15 protein-coding genes are annotated in these 15,589 nt (G+C 70.2%); 7 read left to right on the top strand and 8 right to left on the bottom strand.

Annotated elements, in window-relative coordinates; genetic code table 11:
* Positions 1-108: 108 nt before the first annotated feature.
* Entirely contained in the window at positions 109-1,878 is a 1,770-nt protein-coding gene (locus tag AB0I43_RS30945; protein WP_356971356.1) for a DUF3556 domain-containing protein, read from the top strand.
* On the opposite strand, the gene AB0I43_RS30940 is transcribed toward AB0I43_RS30945, so the two are convergent.
* Both AB0I43_RS30940 and AB0I43_RS30935 read right to left on the bottom strand, forming a co-directional pair.
* Complete coding sequence (locus AB0I43_RS30940; protein WP_356971357.1) at positions 1,816-3,321, bottom strand: YfcC family protein; 1,506 nt, start codon at positions 3,319-3,321, stop codon at positions 1,816-1,818. The two genes, AB0I43_RS30945 and AB0I43_RS30940, sit on opposite strands and share 63 nt — an antisense overlap.
* Entirely contained in the window at positions 3,318-4,667 is a 1,350-nt protein-coding gene (locus AB0I43_RS30935; RefSeq protein ID WP_356971359.1) for a M20/M25/M40 family metallo-hydrolase, read from the bottom strand. The genes AB0I43_RS30940 and AB0I43_RS30935 overlap by 4 nt, the downstream gene beginning before the upstream one ends.
* A gap of 118 nt (positions 4,668-4,785) precedes the next feature.
* Here AB0I43_RS30935 and AB0I43_RS30930 point away from each other — a divergent pair, with 118 nt between their 5' ends.
* The gene (locus AB0I43_RS30930; RefSeq protein WP_356971360.1) at positions 4,786-6,828 is read left to right on the top strand and encodes a M3 family metallopeptidase; all 2,043 of its coding nucleotides are present in this window, start codon (positions 4,786-4,788) and stop codon (positions 6,826-6,828) included.
* Positions 6,829-6,935: 107 nt separating this feature from the next.
* Positions 6,936-7,874, top strand: coding sequence for a hypothetical protein (locus AB0I43_RS30925; RefSeq protein WP_357433054.1), 939 nt, complete (start codon positions 6,936-6,938; stop codon positions 7,872-7,874).
* A gap of 27 nt (positions 7,875-7,901) precedes the next feature.
* Here AB0I43_RS30925 and AB0I43_RS30920 read toward each other — a convergent pair whose 3' ends face one another.
* On the bottom strand, positions 7,902-8,510 hold the full coding sequence (locus AB0I43_RS30920) for a TIGR03086 family metal-binding protein (RefSeq protein WP_356971362.1): 609 nt from the start codon (positions 8,508-8,510) through the stop codon (positions 7,902-7,904).
* A 104-nt stretch (positions 8,511-8,614) separates the two neighbouring features.
* Between AB0I43_RS30920 and AB0I43_RS30915 the strand changes: the two genes are divergently transcribed.
* Entirely contained in the window at positions 8,615-9,043 is a 429-nt protein-coding gene (locus tag AB0I43_RS30915; RefSeq protein ID WP_356971363.1) for a MarR family transcriptional regulator, read from the top strand.
* Positions 9,044-9,052: 9 nt separating this feature from the next.
* Here AB0I43_RS30915 and AB0I43_RS30910 read toward each other — a convergent pair whose 3' ends face one another.
* The 3 genes from AB0I43_RS30910 to AB0I43_RS30900 all read right to left on the bottom strand — a co-directional run bounded on the left by AB0I43_RS30910 (position 9,053) and on the right by AB0I43_RS30900 (position 11,340).
* Positions 9,053-9,880, bottom strand: a complete 828-nt coding sequence (locus AB0I43_RS30910; protein WP_356971364.1) for an SGNH/GDSL hydrolase family protein — start codon at positions 9,878-9,880, stop codon at positions 9,053-9,055.
* Positions 9,881-9,968: 88 nt separating this feature from the next.
* Entirely contained in the window at positions 9,969-10,685 is a 717-nt protein-coding gene (locus AB0I43_RS30905) for a hypothetical protein (protein WP_356971365.1), read from the bottom strand.
* A 64-nt stretch (positions 10,686-10,749) separates the two neighbouring features.
* Positions 10,750-11,340, bottom strand: a complete 591-nt coding sequence (locus tag AB0I43_RS30900) for a TIGR03086 family metal-binding protein (RefSeq protein WP_356971366.1) — start codon at positions 11,338-11,340, stop codon at positions 10,750-10,752.
* Between the two features lie 183 nt (positions 11,341-11,523).
* Between AB0I43_RS30900 and AB0I43_RS30895 the strand changes: the two genes are divergently transcribed.
* Positions 11,524-11,871, top strand: a complete 348-nt coding sequence (locus AB0I43_RS30895) for a DoxX family protein (RefSeq protein ID WP_356971367.1) — start codon at positions 11,524-11,526, stop codon at positions 11,869-11,871.
* 64 nt (positions 11,872-11,935) lie between these two features.
* Here AB0I43_RS30895 and katG read toward each other — a convergent pair whose 3' ends face one another.
* Together katG and AB0I43_RS30885 are read right to left on the bottom strand one after the other, a co-directional pair.
* Positions 11,936-14,164 carry a catalase/peroxidase HPI gene (gene katG / locus AB0I43_RS30890; RefSeq protein ID WP_356971368.1) on the bottom strand — a complete coding sequence of 743 codons (2,229 nt, stop codon included), beginning with the start codon at positions 14,162-14,164 and terminating at the stop codon, positions 11,936-11,938.
* Positions 14,165-14,202: 38 nt separating this feature from the next.
* Positions 14,203-14,643 carry a Fur family transcriptional regulator gene (locus AB0I43_RS30885; protein ID WP_356971370.1) on the bottom strand — a complete coding sequence of 147 codons (441 nt, stop codon included), beginning with the start codon at positions 14,641-14,643 and terminating at the stop codon, positions 14,203-14,205.
* Positions 14,644-14,864: 221 nt separating this feature from the next.
* On the opposite strand from AB0I43_RS30885, the gene AB0I43_RS30880 reads away from it, so the two are divergent.
* Entirely contained in the window at positions 14,865-15,134 is a 270-nt protein-coding gene (locus tag AB0I43_RS30880; RefSeq protein ID WP_356971372.1) for a type II toxin-antitoxin system prevent-host-death family antitoxin, read from the top strand.
* Positions 15,124-15,582, top strand: a complete 459-nt coding sequence (locus AB0I43_RS30875) for a type II toxin-antitoxin system VapC family toxin (RefSeq protein WP_356971374.1) — start codon at positions 15,124-15,126, stop codon at positions 15,580-15,582. The genes AB0I43_RS30880 and AB0I43_RS30875 overlap by 11 nt, the downstream gene beginning before the upstream one ends.
* Positions 15,583-15,589: the final 7 nt, after the last annotated feature.

Below are 15,589 nucleotides of genomic sequence, written 5' to 3'. Positions count from 1 at the left end.
CCCGTCCCACCGTGCAGGACTGGCGATTGACGGACCGCGGCACCGCTGCCACCGTGTCGAAAACCCGGACCGTCCACGCCCGGGGAGTCTCGGATCGGAGCGTGCGCGATGGGGTTTCTTCAGCCCGAACTGCCGGTGGTCGACCTGGCGGAGTGGCGCAAAGGCACACGCGGCGAACGGATCCGGCCGATGGCGCGGCACTGGGCCGAGGTGGGGTTCGGCTCGCCCGCGGCGTTGCACCTGTTCTACGTCGCCAAGATCCTGCTCTACCTGCTCGGCGCCTGGCTGATCGCGCTGAGCACCGCGGGCATCGACGGCTTCACCCGGGTCGGCGACTGGTGGTCGGAGCCGATCGTGTTCCAGAAGCTGGTGCTGTACACGCTGCTGTTCGAAGTGCTGGGCCTGGGCTGCGGCTTCGGACCGCTGAACAACCGGTTCTTTCCCCCGATGGGCTCGATCCTGTACTGGTTGCGGCCCGGCACGATCCGGCTGCCGCCGTGGCCCGGGCGGGTGCCGCTGACCGCGGGCGACACCCGCACGCCGGTCGACGCCGCGCTGTACGCGGCGCTGCTGCTGGCCACCGCGGTCACGCTGTTCCTCGACGGCACCGGGCCGGTCCCGGCGCTGGACACCACGGTGGGCCTGCTGCCGGTCTGGCCGATCGTGCTGATTCTCGGACTGCTGGCCGTCCTCGGCGTGCGCGACAAGGTGATCTTCCTGGCGGCGCGCGGCGAGGTGTACGCCACGCTCACCGTCACCTTCCTGTTCGGCGCCGACATGATCGTCGCCGCGAAGGTGGTGTTCGTGGTGATCTGGATGGGCGCGGCGACCTCGAAGCTGAACAAGCACTTCCCGTTCGTGATCTCGACGATGATGTCGAACAGCCCGGTGGTGCGCTGGAAGCCGATGAAGCGCAAGTTCTTCGAGAACTTCCCGGACGACCTGCGGCCCGGCCGCTGGTCCCGGGTCGTCGCGCACAGCGCCACGGCCGTCGAGCTGATCACGCCGGTGGTGCTGTTGTTCAGCTCCGGCGGGCGGGCGACCGCCGTCGCGGCCGTGCTGCTGGTGCTGCTGCACCTGGCGATCCTGACCGCGATCCCGATGGGCGTGCCGCTGGAGTGGAACGTCTTCATGATCTTCGGGCTGCTGACCCTGTTCGTCGCCCACGCCGATTCGGGTCTGGGCGATCTGCTCCACCCGGTGCCGGTGGCCCTGCTGTTCCTGCTGATCGCGGGCATCGTGATCGCGGGAAACCTGTTCCCGCGCAAGATCTCCTTCCTGCCCGGCATGCGCTACTACGCCGGCAACTGGGACACCACCCTGTGGTGCGTCAAGCCGTCGGCCGCCGCGAAGATCGAGCAGCACATCGTCGCCATCGCCAGCATGCCGCAGGCGCAGCTGGAACGCTTCTACGGCAAGGACCGCATGGAGATCCCGATGTTCATGGGATACGCCTTCCGCGCCATGAACACCCACGGCCGCGCGCTGTTCACGCTGGTGCACCGGGCCATGGCCGACGGCCGCGAGAGCGACTACGTGCTCACCGACGGTGAACGCCTGTGCAGCACCGCCGTCGGCTGGAACTTCGGCGACGGGCACCTGCACAACGAACAGCTCATCGCCGCCATGCAGCGGCGCTGCCGGTTCGAACCGGGCGAGGTGCGGGTGGTGCTGCTCGACGCCCAGCCCATCCATCGGCCCACCCAGCGCTACCGCCTGGTCGACGCCGCCACCGGCGAATTCGAGCACGGCGAGGTGCGGGTCGCCGACATGGTGACCCGCCAGCCCTGGGAGGACGACGTGCCGGTGCGCGTGCTATCCGAGCAGCGCCCCGCCCACCAGGAACACGCAGGTCAGGACGAACAGGATGCCCAGTAGCGGCGCGACGAACTTGACGTAGCGGTCGTAGCGCACCTTCGCCAGCGCCAGGCCGCCGGTGACCACGGCCGTGGTGGGCGTGACCAGATTGGCCCACCCCGAAGCCGACTGCCAGGCCGTGACCACCAGCGAGCGCGGCACGTTCGCGAAGTCGGCCAGCGGCGCCATCACCGGCATGGCCAGCGTCGCGTGCCCGGAGGTGGACGGGATCAGCAGCGCCAGCGGGATATTCACCAGGTAGACCACCACCGCGAAGACCGCCGAGGAGTTGCCCCGGACCACGCCCTCCAAGGCGTGCAGCACCGTGGCGGTGATCTGGGTGTTGTTCATGATGACGGTGACGCCGCGCGCCAGCACGATCACGATGCCCGCGCCGACGAAGTCGCCGAAACCCTTGCCGAGCGACTCGGTCATCAGCGTCTCCCCCAGGCCCCCGACCAAGCCGATCACCACCGCCGCCACCAGGAACAGGGCGGTCAATTCGGGAAAGAACCAATCCAGCTGCCAGAGATAGGATTTCGCGTCCGGCCCGCTGATCACCTCGGCCCACGGAATGATCGCGAAGATCATGAAGGCGAAGGTGAGCACCACCAGCCACAGCACCGTCCGCTGCCGTCCGGTCAGCGGATCCGGTTCGTGCTCTTCGGCTTGCACGTCCCGGTCGCCGGGCAGCCAGCCCGACCAGGACTTGGCCGGATCGGATCCGACCCGCCGGGCGTACCAGAGCACGTAGGCGATGGTGGCGGCGGTGAGCACCACCAGCATGGCCACGCGCAGCACGATGCCCTGGCCGAGCGGGATCTCGGCCGCCGAGGAGGCGGTGCCGGTGGCGAACGGGTTCACCGTCGAGCACAGCACGCCCACGCCCGCGCCGCAGATGATCATGCCGGCGGCGGTCATCCGGTCGTAGCCCAGCGCCAGGGTCAGCGGCACCAGCAGCGCGTAGAACCCGAGGGTCTCCTCGGCGAAACCCTCGATGGTGCCGGCGATCGCGAACACCACCATGATCCCGACGATCAGCAGCAGGCTGCGGTGGCGCAGGCGGTAGGAGAGGCGGCCGATGCCGCGATCGAGCGCGCCGGTGGCGAAGGCGACGGTGATGAACGCGCCCACGGCGAGCACGAACAGGAACACCGCGGCCGCGCCGTAGAGCTCACCGGTCAGATCCGGGCCGACCTGACCGGTCTGCGGATCCTGAATCCCGTAGAGCCCGTTGACCGGCGCGAGGAACAGATCGCGCAGCCGGGCGCCGAAGGACTTCGTCTCTTCCAGCCGGTGGTAGCTGCCCGCCACGGGCCGGCCGCGATCGTCGGTTCGGTACGCGCCCGGCGGAATGAGGAACGCCAGCAGCCAGACCGCCAGCGTCACGCCCGCCAGGATCGTGTAGGTCGAGGGAAACCAGTGCTTCCGCTGTTCCGGCTCGGCCGTCACCGCCGCGTTCATCGGCCCGCCCGCTCGGCGAAGAGCTGGAAGAACTCGGCCTCGGCCAGCGCGACCCTGCACAACTCGTCCAGCAGCACGCGCTCGTTGTAGCCGTGCAGGTTGCACTCGGCGTCTTCGGCGCCGAGCAGCAGGATCTCGGCCCGCGGGTTGGCCGCGGCGAGGGCGTTGGTGAGCGGAATCGAGCCGCCCATGGCGGAGTCGACGACCTCCGCGCCCCAGGCGCGCCGCATGGCCTCGCGCATCGCCGCGTAGGCCGGGCCGGTGGTCGCGGCGGAGTAGCCGGCGCCGACCTCGCCGCCGGTGACCTGCAACTCGATGCCGTAGGGCCGCACCCGTTCCAGATGCTCGATGACGGCGCGCTGTCCCTCGACGGGATCTTGATCCGGGTGCACCCGCACGTTCAGTGCCGCCTTGGCGTAGGGCACCACCGCCGAGGCCGCGGTCGCGGTCGGCGGCGCGTCCAGGCCGATGACGGTGATGGCGGGCCCGTACCAGATGCGTTCGCCGATCGGCCCGGTGCCCAGCAGCGGCATGCCGGGCGCCATGCCGGTCATCCGGGCGAATTCGGCGGCGGTGAAGTCCGCGCCGGTCCAGGTGTCGCGGCGCAGGCCCGGGACCGCGACATTGCCCTCGGCGTCGTGCAGGGTGCTCAGCGCGGCCAGCAACGCGAGCAGCGCGTCCGGTGCCGCGCCGCCGAATTGGCCCGAGTGCACCGGCGCGGCGAGGGTGCGGACCTCCACGAAGACGTCGGCGACGCCGCGCAGCGCGGTGGTCAGCGTAGGAGTGCCCGCGCGGATATTGCCCGCGTCGCAGATCAGCAGGGCGTCGGCCTGGAACAGTTCGGGATGCGCGGCCGGGTAATCGTCGAGGGCCGAGCCGTACTCCTCCTGGCCCTCGATGACGACGGTGATGCCGACCGGGGGTTTGCCGCCGTGCGCGCGCAGCGCGCCGAGGTGCGCGATCACGTTGGCCTTGCAGTCGGCCGCGCCGCGGCCGTAGAGCGCGCCGTCCCGCTCGGTGGGCGTGAACGGCGGCGTGCGCCAGAGCGATTCGTCGCCCGCGGGCTGGACGTCGTAGTGCCCGTACAGCAGCACGGTCGGCGCGCCGGGCGGAGCCGGGATGCGGCCGTAGACGACCGGGGCGGTGTCCGGCAGGTCCAGCACTCGCAGATCCTCGACACCGGACATTCGCAACTGATCGGCTACGAAGTCGTGTGCGCGCTGGACATTCTCGGGCGGATAGCCCGGAAACGCGATGGACGGGATCGCCACCAGCTGTTTCAACAGATCGGTCAGCTCGGGCCGCAAACCGTCGACACGGCCGGACAGGTTCCCGCTCGAAGTCATGGGGCCATGCAACCACCCGGCACCCGGAGATCAGTTATTTGCTGGCCACCTTTATCCAAGCGAGACCCGAATGCAGGTCCACCGCACGCGGGCCCGTTTCCGGCCTAGAGTTCGAAGGGTGACCAGCAATCCGTTCTTCGAGCCCTCCGCGCTCCCCTACCAGCTGCCGCCGTTCGCGGAGATCCGCGAGGAGCACTACCTGCCCGCCTTCCAGCGCGGCATGAGCGAGCAGCTGGCCGAGATCGCCGCCATCACCAGCACCGAGGGCGCGCCGAGCTTCGCCGACACGGTGGTGGCGCTGGAACGTTCGGGCACCATGCTGACCCGGGTCACGAACGTCTTCTTCAATGTCGCGGGCTCGGATTCCACGCCGGGCACCGACGCCATCGAGGCCGAGATCTCCCCGCGGCTGGCCGCGCATCGCGATGCCATCCTGCTGAACCCGGAGCTCTTCGCCCGGATCGCGGCGCTGCACGGCGAACGCTTCGACCTCGGCCTGGAGCCCGAGGAACTGCGGCTGCTGGAGGAGCACCACACCCGCTTCCTGCGCGCGGGCGCGCGCCTCGACGCCGCCGGGCAGGCCCGGTTGCGCGAGCTCAACGCCGAATTGGCGACGGCGGCCACGGAATTCGGCCAGAACAATCTGGCCGCCATGAACGCCGCGACGGTGCTGCTCGACACCGCCGGCGAGCTGGCCGGGCTGAGCCCCGCGGCGATCACCGCCGCGGCCGGGAACGCCGAGTCCCGCGGGCACGCCGGCAAGTGGGCGCTGAGCCTGCAGAATGTCTCCAACCAGCCGATCCTCGCCGAACTGGCCGATCGCGCCGTGCGGCAACGGGTGCTGAGCGCCTCCCTCGAGCGCGGCCTGCCCCCGCAGCCCAATGCCGCGCTCGCCGTGCGGATCACCGGCTTGCGCGCCGAGCGCGCCGCGCTTCTCGGCTACGCCGATCACGCCAGTTACGTCGTCGCCGAGCAGACCGCCGAGACCACCGAGGCCGTGGCGGAGTTGCTCGGGCGGCTGGTGCCGCCCGCGGTCGCCAACGCCGAACGCGAGCAGGCCGAACTGGCGGCGGCGATGGCCGCGGCCGACCCCGAGGCGGGCGAGCTGCGCGCCTGGGATTGGCTGTACTGGTCGGAAAAGATCCGGGCCGAACGCTTCTCGTTCGACGCCGACGCGTTGCGCCCCTACCTGGAGCTGGAACGCGTGCTCCGCGACGGGGTGTTCTACGCCGCCGAACAGGTCTACGGCATCACCCTGACCGAACGGAAAGACCTGGCCGGGTACCACCCCGAGGTGCGGGTCTTCGAGGTGTTCGACGCCGACGGCAGCGAACTCGGCCTGTTCCTCGGCGACTTCTTCGCCCGCCCGTCCAAGCGCGGCGGCGCCTGGATGAACGAATTGGTCAGCCAGTCGGGGCTTTTCGGCACCAAGGCCGTGGTGGTCAACAACCTCAACATCACCAAGCCCGCCCCCGGCGAACCGGCCCTGCTCACCTGGGACAACGTGCGCACCCTGTTCCACGAGTTCGGCCACGCCCTGCACGGGCTGTTCTCGGATGTGCGCTTTCCCAGCTTCTCCGGCACCGAGGTGCCGCGCGACTTCGTGGAGTTCCCGTCCCAGGTGAACGAGATGTGGATGGCCCGCCCGGAGATCCTGGCCAATTACGCCCGGCACACCGAGACCGGTGCGCCGATCCCGGTGGAGCTGATCGAGCGGATGGCGGCGGCCGAACAGTTCGGCGAGGGCTTCCGCACCGTCGAGTACCTGGCCGCGACCCTGCTGGACTGGGCCTGGCACCGGATCACCGCGCCGGTCGAGACCGACGCCGCCGCGTTCGAGGAGGCGGCGCTGCGCAAAGCCGGTGTCGCCGTGGAGGTGATCCCGCCGCGCTACCGCACCGGCTACTTCGCGCACATCTTCTCCGGCGGATATTCGGCCGGCTACTACTCCTACATCTGGAGCGAGGTGCTCGACGCCGACACGGTCGACTGGTTCGAGGACGGCGCCGCCACGATCCGCGAGAAGGGGGCCGCGTTCCGGGCCGCCCTGCTCTCGCGCGGCGGCGCCGTGGACCCGATGGCGGCATTCGAATCCTTCCGCGGCCGCGCCCCCGACATCGGGCCGCTGCTGCGGCGGCGCGGGCTGACCGCCGCGAACTGACCGAAACCGCCGCCTTCAGCGAGTTCCCTCGGAGGCGGCCGGGTGGTCGGCTATCTTGGCGGCGTGGTCGGAGGGGCACATCGGACCGCCTGACAGCGAGGTAGGCAATGACAACCATCGGCAAGGTGGGAACCGTACTGGCCGCCACGGCTTTCGCCGTCCTCGGCACGGCCGTGGCGCCGGCCGCGAGTGCCGCCCCGGCCTGCCCGGGCGGTGGGCAGCCCACCGTCCAGGTCGCCGCCGTCCCCGGCGCGGCCCTGGAGGGCCTGACCGTCGACCCGCTCGGACGGGCCTACACCACCGATATTCTCACCGGCCGCGTCTTCCGCATCGACGCGCCGGGCGCGCCCGCCGTGCCGATCGCGACGGTGCCCAGCGGCGGCGGTGGCGCGCTGGCCTGGAGCCCGGACGGCGCGCTGCTGGTCGGCTACGGCGCGGATCCGCGCGTCCTGATCGGCGACACGATCCGGCACGCGGGCATCGTCCGGCTCGATCCCGACACCGGCGCGATGACGCCGTTCGCGGCCGGGCTCAGCGCGGCCGACGGCATGGACGTGGCCGCCGACGGCATCGTCTACGCCACCAACGATTTCGGCAGCCTGATCGGCCGGGTCTACCCCGGCGGCGTGGTGCAGGCGGACTGGACGGCGCTGCCCAGCGCCAACGGCGCGGTGCTCGGCGCCGACGACCGCTACCTCTACGTCTCGCGGACCTTCGTCAACCCCGGGGTGAGCCGCATTCCGGTCGACCGGCCGGACGCGCCGCAGTCCCTGCTCGAACTCGGCTCCGAAGCGCCGGACGGGCTGACCCTGGATTCACTGGACCGCCCGGTGGTGCCGCTGAACGTCTCCGGCCAGGTCATCCGCATCGACGCCCCGGGCCAGAGCTGCCTGCTCGGCACCTCCGGCCCGCTGACCAGCGTGGTCAGCTATGGCCGCGGCGGTGGCGGTTTCGCGGCGGGCCGGCTCTTCGCCGCGACCTTCACAGGTGCGATCTTCGAGATCCCCGGCGGCTTCGACCCGAACGCACGCACCGCCACTCCCTGATCGAGCGCGCCTCGGCGAGACGGGCGCTCAGGGCGTCCAGCCGGGTTCGCGACCGAGCACGGCCACGACGGCGTCGAGGCCGACGCCGTCGGGCCAGGGCACCACCGGACCGAACGCCGCACCCGGCGCGCGGCGCAGCTCGCCGCCGGGCACCGCCGCCGCGACCTCGTGGGCGACGGCGAGCACCTCGGCGTCGAAGTGCACGGGGAAGCCCAGAGTCTTTGCCACGTCCCAGGAATGGACCACGTAGTCGACGAAGTGGAAGCCGATCGCCTGCGCGCCGGGCACGCGGACGCCGGGACCGAATTCCGGGAGCGGGAACTCGCGGGACGGGACGTCCGGCTCGGCGAAGGCGGCGAGCAGATGGCCGGCGGCGGCGCGGTAGTCGGCGGCCGGATCGGGGCCGAGCGGGCGCGTTTTCCACCGGCGCAGGTCGTCCTCGCCGCGGGCGGCGGCGGCGAAGCCGTAGTGCTGGGCGATCAGGTGGGTGAGCAGGCCGTGCAGCGTCCAGTCCGCGCACGGGGTGGGTCTGGCCAGGTCCGCCGCGCCGACCTCGTCGATCACATCGATGCTGACCTGGATGACGCGCGCGTGCAGGGCCCGCAGGTCGGTCCGGGCCTCGGAAGCTGTTGTCATGGTGATCCTCTCGCTCTCGGCGTCGGTCGCCGACCCACCCAATCGTACGCGCATGCGTACGATATGCAACTGCTTACTATCTGTCCGAACGGTATTTTCTAGCCATGGAGCCAACCCGCCGCCCCGATCTGGCCGCGATGATCGCGCCGCTGGGCCGGGCGCTCATGGCGGCGGAAATTCCGATCCTCGAGCGCCACCGGCTGACCATGTGGGGCTACGCGGTCCTGCTCGGGCTCGGCCGCGAGCCCGTGCACACCCAGGCCGCCCTGGCGAAGGCGATCGGCGCGGACAAGACCCGGATCATCGGCGTGCTGGACGAATTGCAGCACCGCGGCCTGATCGAACGCCGCCCGGATCCGGCCGACCGCCGGGTCAACCTGGTCGCCCTGACAGCGGACGGACGCGCCGTCCGCGACCGTGCACAGCGCGAAATCCAGCAGCAGGAGAACGAACTACTCGAACAGCTCACCCCCGCGGACCGCAAAGCCTTCCTGCGCGCACTGCGCACCCTCGCGGCCCACGTGAGCCCTTAGAGGCAGGGCTCAGGAGCCGAAACTGCCGGTGGGGACGCCGGGGTCGCTCAGGCGGGCCAGGACCTGACCGGCCATGGCCTCGTGCCCTGCGCTGTTGGGATGGATGGTGCGGCCGTTGCTGCCGGATTCCACCTGGGCGCCGTTGATCCAGCGCTGGGCGGCGGGGCGGCACATGTCGTGACCGGTGGTGGCGGCCTGGGTGTCGACGTAGGTCACGCGGTCGCCGGCGTGCCCCTGGAGCATGGCGTTGAGGCCCTCGATCACGGTGTCGCGCGCCCACGCCAGATCCTCGGCCGCGAACGGCTGCACGCCGGTGCAGCTGTTCTCGTCGTCCGGAACGATCTTCGGGTAGCCGACCAGCAGGATCCGCGCCTTGGGCGCACGCTCGCGGATGGTGTCGAGCAGGTTGCCGACGGCGGCGCCCGCCTTGGCGATTCGTTCCGGCATGTCCGGATACTCGTTGCGGCATCCGGCGCCGCCCAGCAGGATCACGCAGCTGCGCACGATCTCGCCGAAGCCGATGTCGTTGCCCGAGATCCCGAGTGTGACCACCTCGGTGGCCGGGGTGACCGCCGCCATCTGGATCGCGGCGACATCGGAGGTGGTGGCCCCGCCGCAGGTGACATCGGTGAGCTGATACCCGCGCCCGGCGGCGACCAGATGCGGATAGTTGCGATCGGATCGGTCGCAGCCCTGATCGATGACGGTCGGAATCCCGACACCCGCGGCATAGGAATCCCCGAGCGCCACATACGGTTGCCCGGCCGCCTGGGCCGGGCACGAGACCGTCATCACCGCGGCGATCGCCAGAACCGGCAAGCAGTGCTGCACCTTCACGAGAACTCCTCCGCCTCAGCCCACCCCGGGTCAGGATCACATCCGCACGCGGGGCGCACAACCCCCGCGGCCGGATCACCGGTGGCGGTCAGTTCGGCACGCGACCCTGAGCGAAGTCGAGGTTCTCTATGCGGGCGTACTCCGAAGCGCCACTCGGCAGCGGGGATTGGAGGGCGCACTGGTCGCAGGAGGCGTGCGCGACGGCGGCGGGTGACAGCCGGCCGAGGCGGATCGGGCGGGTCATGCGATAGTGCGCGCCGCCGGCGGATTTCCCGTCGCGGCCGGTGCTCAGCGCGGACGGCGGGAACTGCTGGAGTTCGGCGGTCCATTCGGCGGGTTCGAGGGTCTGGAAACGGAAGGGGCCGGGGCAGTCGCCGCACCGCTCGAAGGTGACTCTCAGGTGCTGGTGCCAGGTTTCGATCAGGCCGAGGCGGCTCGGGGACAGCGCGAGGACGCTCTGCGGACCCGGGTCGACCTCCGGCTGTCTCAGCGTGACCTTTCCGAACAGCGGATGCGCCGCCTCCGCGTGGAAGTCGGTGACCCGCAGGCTCACGAAATCCGTTCCGCCGTCGAGCACCCGCACCACCCGGGTCCCGGTGAACCGCAACGGCGGCAGGGGCGGCGGCAGATTCACCACCAGCGTGCCGCCGGCGGCGGTGACCGCCAGCGCTGTCGTCTGCCCGGGCTTCGGCGCCTCCGGCGTAGCCGGCTGCGCCTCCGATCTCCCGGCGGCCGTGAGGATTCCGAGCCCCATGACGGCTCCGGCGTGACCGAGCAGACCGCGACGACTGATCGAGAGGCACATGCCAGCAATTATGTAGCAAACTTCCGGCACGACCTACCCGACTGGCCCGGACCGACCGAATTCCTCAGCCCTGCCAGTGCGGATCGCGGCCGAGGTAGCGCAGCAGCGCGCCGACCTCGTCGGAGCCGTTGCCGCTCAGCGCATCCGCGAAGGCGAAGCCGCGCAGCGGATCGGCGATGGCGTGCGCGACCGGCAGCAGCCGCGCGGCCAGCTCCGGCGTGAGCGGCGAGGACTGGCCGGAGGCCACCGCGAGATCCCAGGCGTGCACGGCCGCGTCGAGCGCGCACGCGCCGGCGCCGAGCTCGGCGGTCATCGTGTGCGGCGGCAGCGGGACCGCGACCGCCTGGGCGTCGGCGGGCACTGCCGCCCAGGCCGCGGCGGCCGCGGCGACCGCGGGCTCGACCAGCTCGGCGGGCGATCCGGTCAGCGTGCCGGACGGCGCGAACGGGTTCTCGGCCGGGCCCTCGCCCGCGCCCAGGGCGGCGACATAGGCGAGCTGGTCGCCCGCGGCGTGCTGAATCACCTGCGTCACAGTCCATTCCGCGCACGGCGTCTTGCGGTCCAGATCGGCGGCGGTCAGCCCGCGCACGACGGTCAGCAGCGCGGCGTGCGCCTCGTTCAGGACGGTCCAGTCGGTCACGGTGTTCTCGCTCATCGGTCTCGCCTCTCTTCGGGAACCACACTCTGTGGCGTGTTGACTCTACTCTAACAGAACGGAATGCTTCATTCCAATAGAAATTCAGAGAAAGTTTCCGCCCGCCGATGTCACACCTGGCCGGGCTGCGTCGTCACTCAGGCGAACCCGGCCAACGGGCCGACCGAGAGAACCGAGACCGCCATGCACACCGCTTACGTCCTCGTCACCATCGCCGCTGCCGCCTGGGTCGGCTTCTCGGCGGTGTCGCTGCTGCGCCGGGCCCCCTTCGTCGTCGACCCGCTCGTCGAGTACGGCGTGCCGCGGTCGTGGTGGACGCCGCTCGGGCTGGCCAAGGCCGCCGGCGCCGTCGGACTGCTGGCCGGTCTGTTCCTGCCCGCGATCGGGGTGGCCGCGGCGATCGGCCTGATCCTGTACTTCCTGGGCGCGGTGGTCGCCGTGCTGCGCGCGCACTCGTACAAGACGGTGGCGTTCCCGGTGCTCTACCTGGCACCGGTCGCGGTCGCGCTGGGCTTGGGCGTCGCGGCCTAGACCTACGAAAACAGCACCCCGCGCACCGAATCGGTGCGCGGGGTGCTGTGCTGTTCGGGCCGGATCAGGCGACGTCGAAGCGATCCAGATCCATCACCTTGGACCAGGCGGCGACGAAGTCGTCGACGAACTTCTGCTTCGAATCGTCCTCGGCGTAGACCTCGGCCAGTGCGCGCAGCTGCGAGTTCGAGCCGAAGACCAGATCCACGCGGGTGCCGGTCCAGCGGTCCTTGCCGGTGGCGCGGTCGGTACCGAAGTAGGTGCCGTCCTCGGCCGGGGCCGGCTTCCACTCGGTGCCCATGTCGAGCAGGTTGACGAAGAAGTCGTTCGTCAGCTGACCCGGGGTGTCGGTGAAGACGCCGTGCGCGGACTGCTTGTGGTTCGCGCCCAGCACCCGCAGGCCGCCGACCAGGACGGTCAGCTCCGGGGCGGACAGGGTGAGCAGGTTCGCCTTGTCGATCAGCAGGTACTCGGCGGAGAGGCGGGTGCCCTTGCCGAGGTAGTTGCGGAAGCCGTCGGCGCTGGGCTCCATCGCCGCGAAGGACTCCACATCGGTCTGCTCCTGGGTGGCGTCGGTGCGGCCCGCGGTGAAGGGCACCTCGACCGAGTAACCCGCGTCGGCGGCGGCCTTTTCGACCGCGGCGTTGCCGGCCAGCACCACCAGATCGGCGAAGGAGACCCGCTTGCCGCCGGTCTGCTCGGCGTTGAACGCCTCCTGGATCGACTCCAGCACCGGGATGACCAGCGTCAGCTGATCGGGCTCGTTGACCTCCCAGCCGCGCTGCGGCTGCAACCGCAGGCGGCCGCCGTTGGCGCCGCCGCGCTTGTCGCTGCCGCGGAAGGAGGACGCCGCCGCCCACGCGGTCGAAACCAGCTGCGCCACCGACAGACCCGACTCCAGGATGCGCTGCTTGAGCGCGGCCGCGTCGGCGGAATCGATCAGGTCGTAATCCCGATCCGGGATCGGATCCTGCCAGAGCAGGGTCTGCTCGGGCACCAGCGCGCCGAGGTAGCGGACCTTGGGGCCCATGTCGCGGTGGGTCAGCTTGTACCAGGCCTTGGCGAAGGCCTCCGACAGCTCCTCCGGGTGCTCCAGCCAGCGGCGGGTGATCCGCTCGTAGATCGGATCCACGCGCATCGAGAGGTCGGTGGTGAGCATGCCCGCCTGCCGGGTCTTGCCCGCCTCGAAGGCGTCCGGCACCGGGGAGTCGCTGCCCTTCGGGGTCCACTGGTGCGCACCGGCGGGGCTCTTGGTGAGCTCCCACTCGTTGCCGTAGAGGACCTCGAGGAAGGTGTTGTCCCACTTGGTCGGGGTCGGCGTCCAGGTGACCTCGAGGCCGCTGGTGATGGCGTCCTTGCCGACGCCGGTGCCGAAGGAGCTCTTCCAGCCCAGGCCCTGCTCCTCCAGCGGAGCGGCTTCCGGCTCGGGGCCGACGTGATCGGCCGGGCCGGCGCCGTGGGTCTTGCCGAAGGTGTGGCCGCCGACGATCAGCGCCGCGGTCTCCTCGTCGTTCATCGCCATGCGCGCGAAGGTCTCGCGAATGTCGGTGGCCGCCAGCAACGGGTCCGGGTTGGCGTTGGGGCCTTCCGGATTCACGTAGATCAGGCCCATCTGGACCGCGCCGAGCGGCTTCTCCAGATCACGCTTGCCGGTGTAGCGCTCGTCGCCGAGCCATTCCCGCTCGGGGCCCCAGTACACGTCCTCCTCGGGCTCCCACTGATCGACGCGGCCGCCGCCGAAGCCGAAGGTGGGCAGGCCCATGTCCTCGATCGCGACATTGCCGGCGAAGACGATGAGGTCGGCCCAGGACAGCTTCTTGCCGTACTTCTTCTTGACCGGCCAGAGCAGGCGGCGGGCCTTGTCCAGGCTGGCGTTGTCGGGCCAGCTGTTCAGCGGCGCGAAGCGCTGCATGCCGGCGCCGGCTCCACCGCGCCCGTCGTTGACGCGATAGGTGCCGGCCGCGTGCCAGGCCATCCGGACGAAGAACGGGCCGTAGTGGCCGAAGTCGGCGGGCCACCAGTCCTGCGAGGTGGTCATCACCTCGACGATGTCCTGCTTGACGGCGGCCAGATCCAGGGTCTGGAAGGCGGCGGCGTAGTCGAAGTCCTCGCCCAGCGGGTTCGCCACCGCCGGGTTCTTCTGCAGGATCTTCAGGTTGAGCTGTTCGGGCCACCACTCCCGGTTGCTGCTGCCGCCCTCGGTCGGGTATTTCTGACGACCGTGCCCGACCGGGCAGCCACCCTCCGCGGGTTCGGTGTTGGCTTCGGCGATGGGCGGGTGTTCTTGTGCCACAGCAACTTTCCTTTCGAGATGGGGGTTGGGCTGTGTATTCACGCAAGCGTGCGCGACTCGGATGCCGCGCAGTCGGGGCAGACGCCCCAGTAGATGACCTCGGCTTCGTCCAGGACGAAGCCGTTGTTGTCGGAGGCGGTCAGGCAGGGCGCGTCGCCGACCGCGCAGTCGACGTCGGCGATGGCGCCGCAGGACCGGCACACGACGTGGTGATGGTTGTCGCCCACCCTGGTCTCGTAGCGCGCCACCGAGCCCATGGGCTGGATGCGGCGCAGCAGCTTGGCGGCGGTGAGTGCGCGCAGGACGTCGTAGACGGCCTGGTGCGACACCGCGCCGAGGGACTCGCGCACGAGGCCCAGGATGGAATCGGTATCGGCATGGGGCTGGTTGTGCACCACGTTCAGCACAGCCAGGCGCGGGGCCGTGACGCGCAGTCCGGCCGCACGCAGCATTCGCTCGAACTCCGAATTGGTGGACACGTTCCTAATTATGACTCATTCAAGTCTAGAACGCTCGTTATTCGCTGAAAGTGATCGCTGACCGGGGGTCGACCCTAACCCGACGGCCAATTGCCGGCACCCTGATTGTGCTGCGGAACTATTCACTGTGCGGTAGAACTCCGCGCGGACACTACCGGGCCTGCCGCCCCACCCAGTGCTACACGGTGGCACCGCATGGCACATGCGGTTAGTGTGGACAGATGGCCGCACAACCCGAGATCACCCAGCGCGACCTGCGGAATCGTTCCAAGGAGATCATGGACGCGGTTCAGCAGGGTCAGGCGTTCACTGTCACGCGGGACGGGCATCAGATCGCTGAACTCGTTCCGCTACGCCGTCGCCGACGGTTCGTTTCCCGGGCGGAGTTCGCGGCGATGTCGCGGAGTGCGCCTGACATCTCCATCGACGCCTTCCGCGCAGATCAGGACGTCACCGCGGACCAGGAAGAGAGCGACCCCTATGACCGGTGAGCACGATCAGGGTTTGCTCGATACCAACATCATGATCCTGCGCCGTTGGATCGATCCGGAGCTGCTTCCCGCGGCGATGGCCATCAGCGCCATCACGTTGGCTGAGCTCTCGGCCGGGCCGCACGAGGTACGACGCAACGACGAACAGGCCGAATACGACGAACATGTCGAGCGCGCACGCAGGCTGGATGTTCTCCAGCGGGCGGAGAACGAGTTCGACCCGATCCCGTTCGGTCCAGAGGCCGCGCGGATTTACGGCCGAGTCTGCGCGAGCGTCATCAGTGTCGGTCGCAAACCGCGCCGCCGAATCGCGGATCTGATGATCGCCGCCACCGCCGTCGCGGAGGACCTTCCGCTGTACACCACCAATCCGGACGACTTCCGCGGGTTGGACGGTTTGCTGACCGTGGTTGCCGTGCCGCGGCCGGCTGGTCCGGCCGCCCGCTGACCCGAAG

This window comes from Nocardia sp. NPDC050435 (assembly GCF_040655395.1).
Classification (GTDB): Bacteria; Actinomycetota; Actinomycetes; order Mycobacteriales; family Mycobacteriaceae; genus Nocardia.
This window is presented reverse-complemented; position numbering and strand designations above follow the sequence as displayed.

Bases quoted from the DNA above. Each gene is read 5' to 3' on its own strand.
- AB0I43_RS30945 (WP_356971356.1), top strand. From the start codon at position 109: ATGGGGTTTCTTCAGCCCGAACTGCCGGTGGTCGACCTGGCGGAGTGG.
- AB0I43_RS30940 (WP_356971357.1), bottom strand. From the start codon at position 3,321: ATGAACGCGGCGGTGACGGCCGAGCCGGAACAGCGGAAGCACTGGTTT.
- AB0I43_RS30935 (WP_356971359.1), bottom strand. From the start codon at position 4,667: ATGACTTCGAGCGGGAACCTGTCCGGCCGTGTCGACGGTTTGCGGCCC.
- AB0I43_RS30925 (WP_357433054.1), top strand. From the start codon at position 6,936: ATGACAACCATCGGCAAGGTGGGAACCGTACTGGCCGCCACGGCTTTC.
- AB0I43_RS30920 (WP_356971362.1), bottom strand. From the start codon at position 8,510: ATGACAACAGCTTCCGAGGCCCGGACCGACCTGCGGGCCCTGCACGCG.
- AB0I43_RS30915 (WP_356971363.1), top strand. From the start codon at position 8,615: ATGGAGCCAACCCGCCGCCCCGATCTGGCCGCGATGATCGCGCCGCTG.
- AB0I43_RS30905 (WP_356971365.1), bottom strand. From the start codon at position 10,685: ATGTGCCTCTCGATCAGTCGTCGCGGTCTGCTCGGTCACGCCGGAGCC.
- AB0I43_RS30900 (WP_356971366.1), bottom strand. From the start codon at position 11,340: ATGAGCGAGAACACCGTGACCGACTGGACCGTCCTGAACGAGGCGCAC.
- AB0I43_RS30895 (WP_356971367.1), top strand. From the start codon at position 11,524: ATGCACACCGCTTACGTCCTCGTCACCATCGCCGCTGCCGCCTGGGTC.
- AB0I43_RS30880 (WP_356971372.1), top strand. From the start codon at position 14,865: ATGGCCGCACAACCCGAGATCACCCAGCGCGACCTGCGGAATCGTTCC.
- AB0I43_RS30875 (WP_356971374.1), top strand. From the start codon at position 15,124: ATGACCGGTGAGCACGATCAGGGTTTGCTCGATACCAACATCATGATC.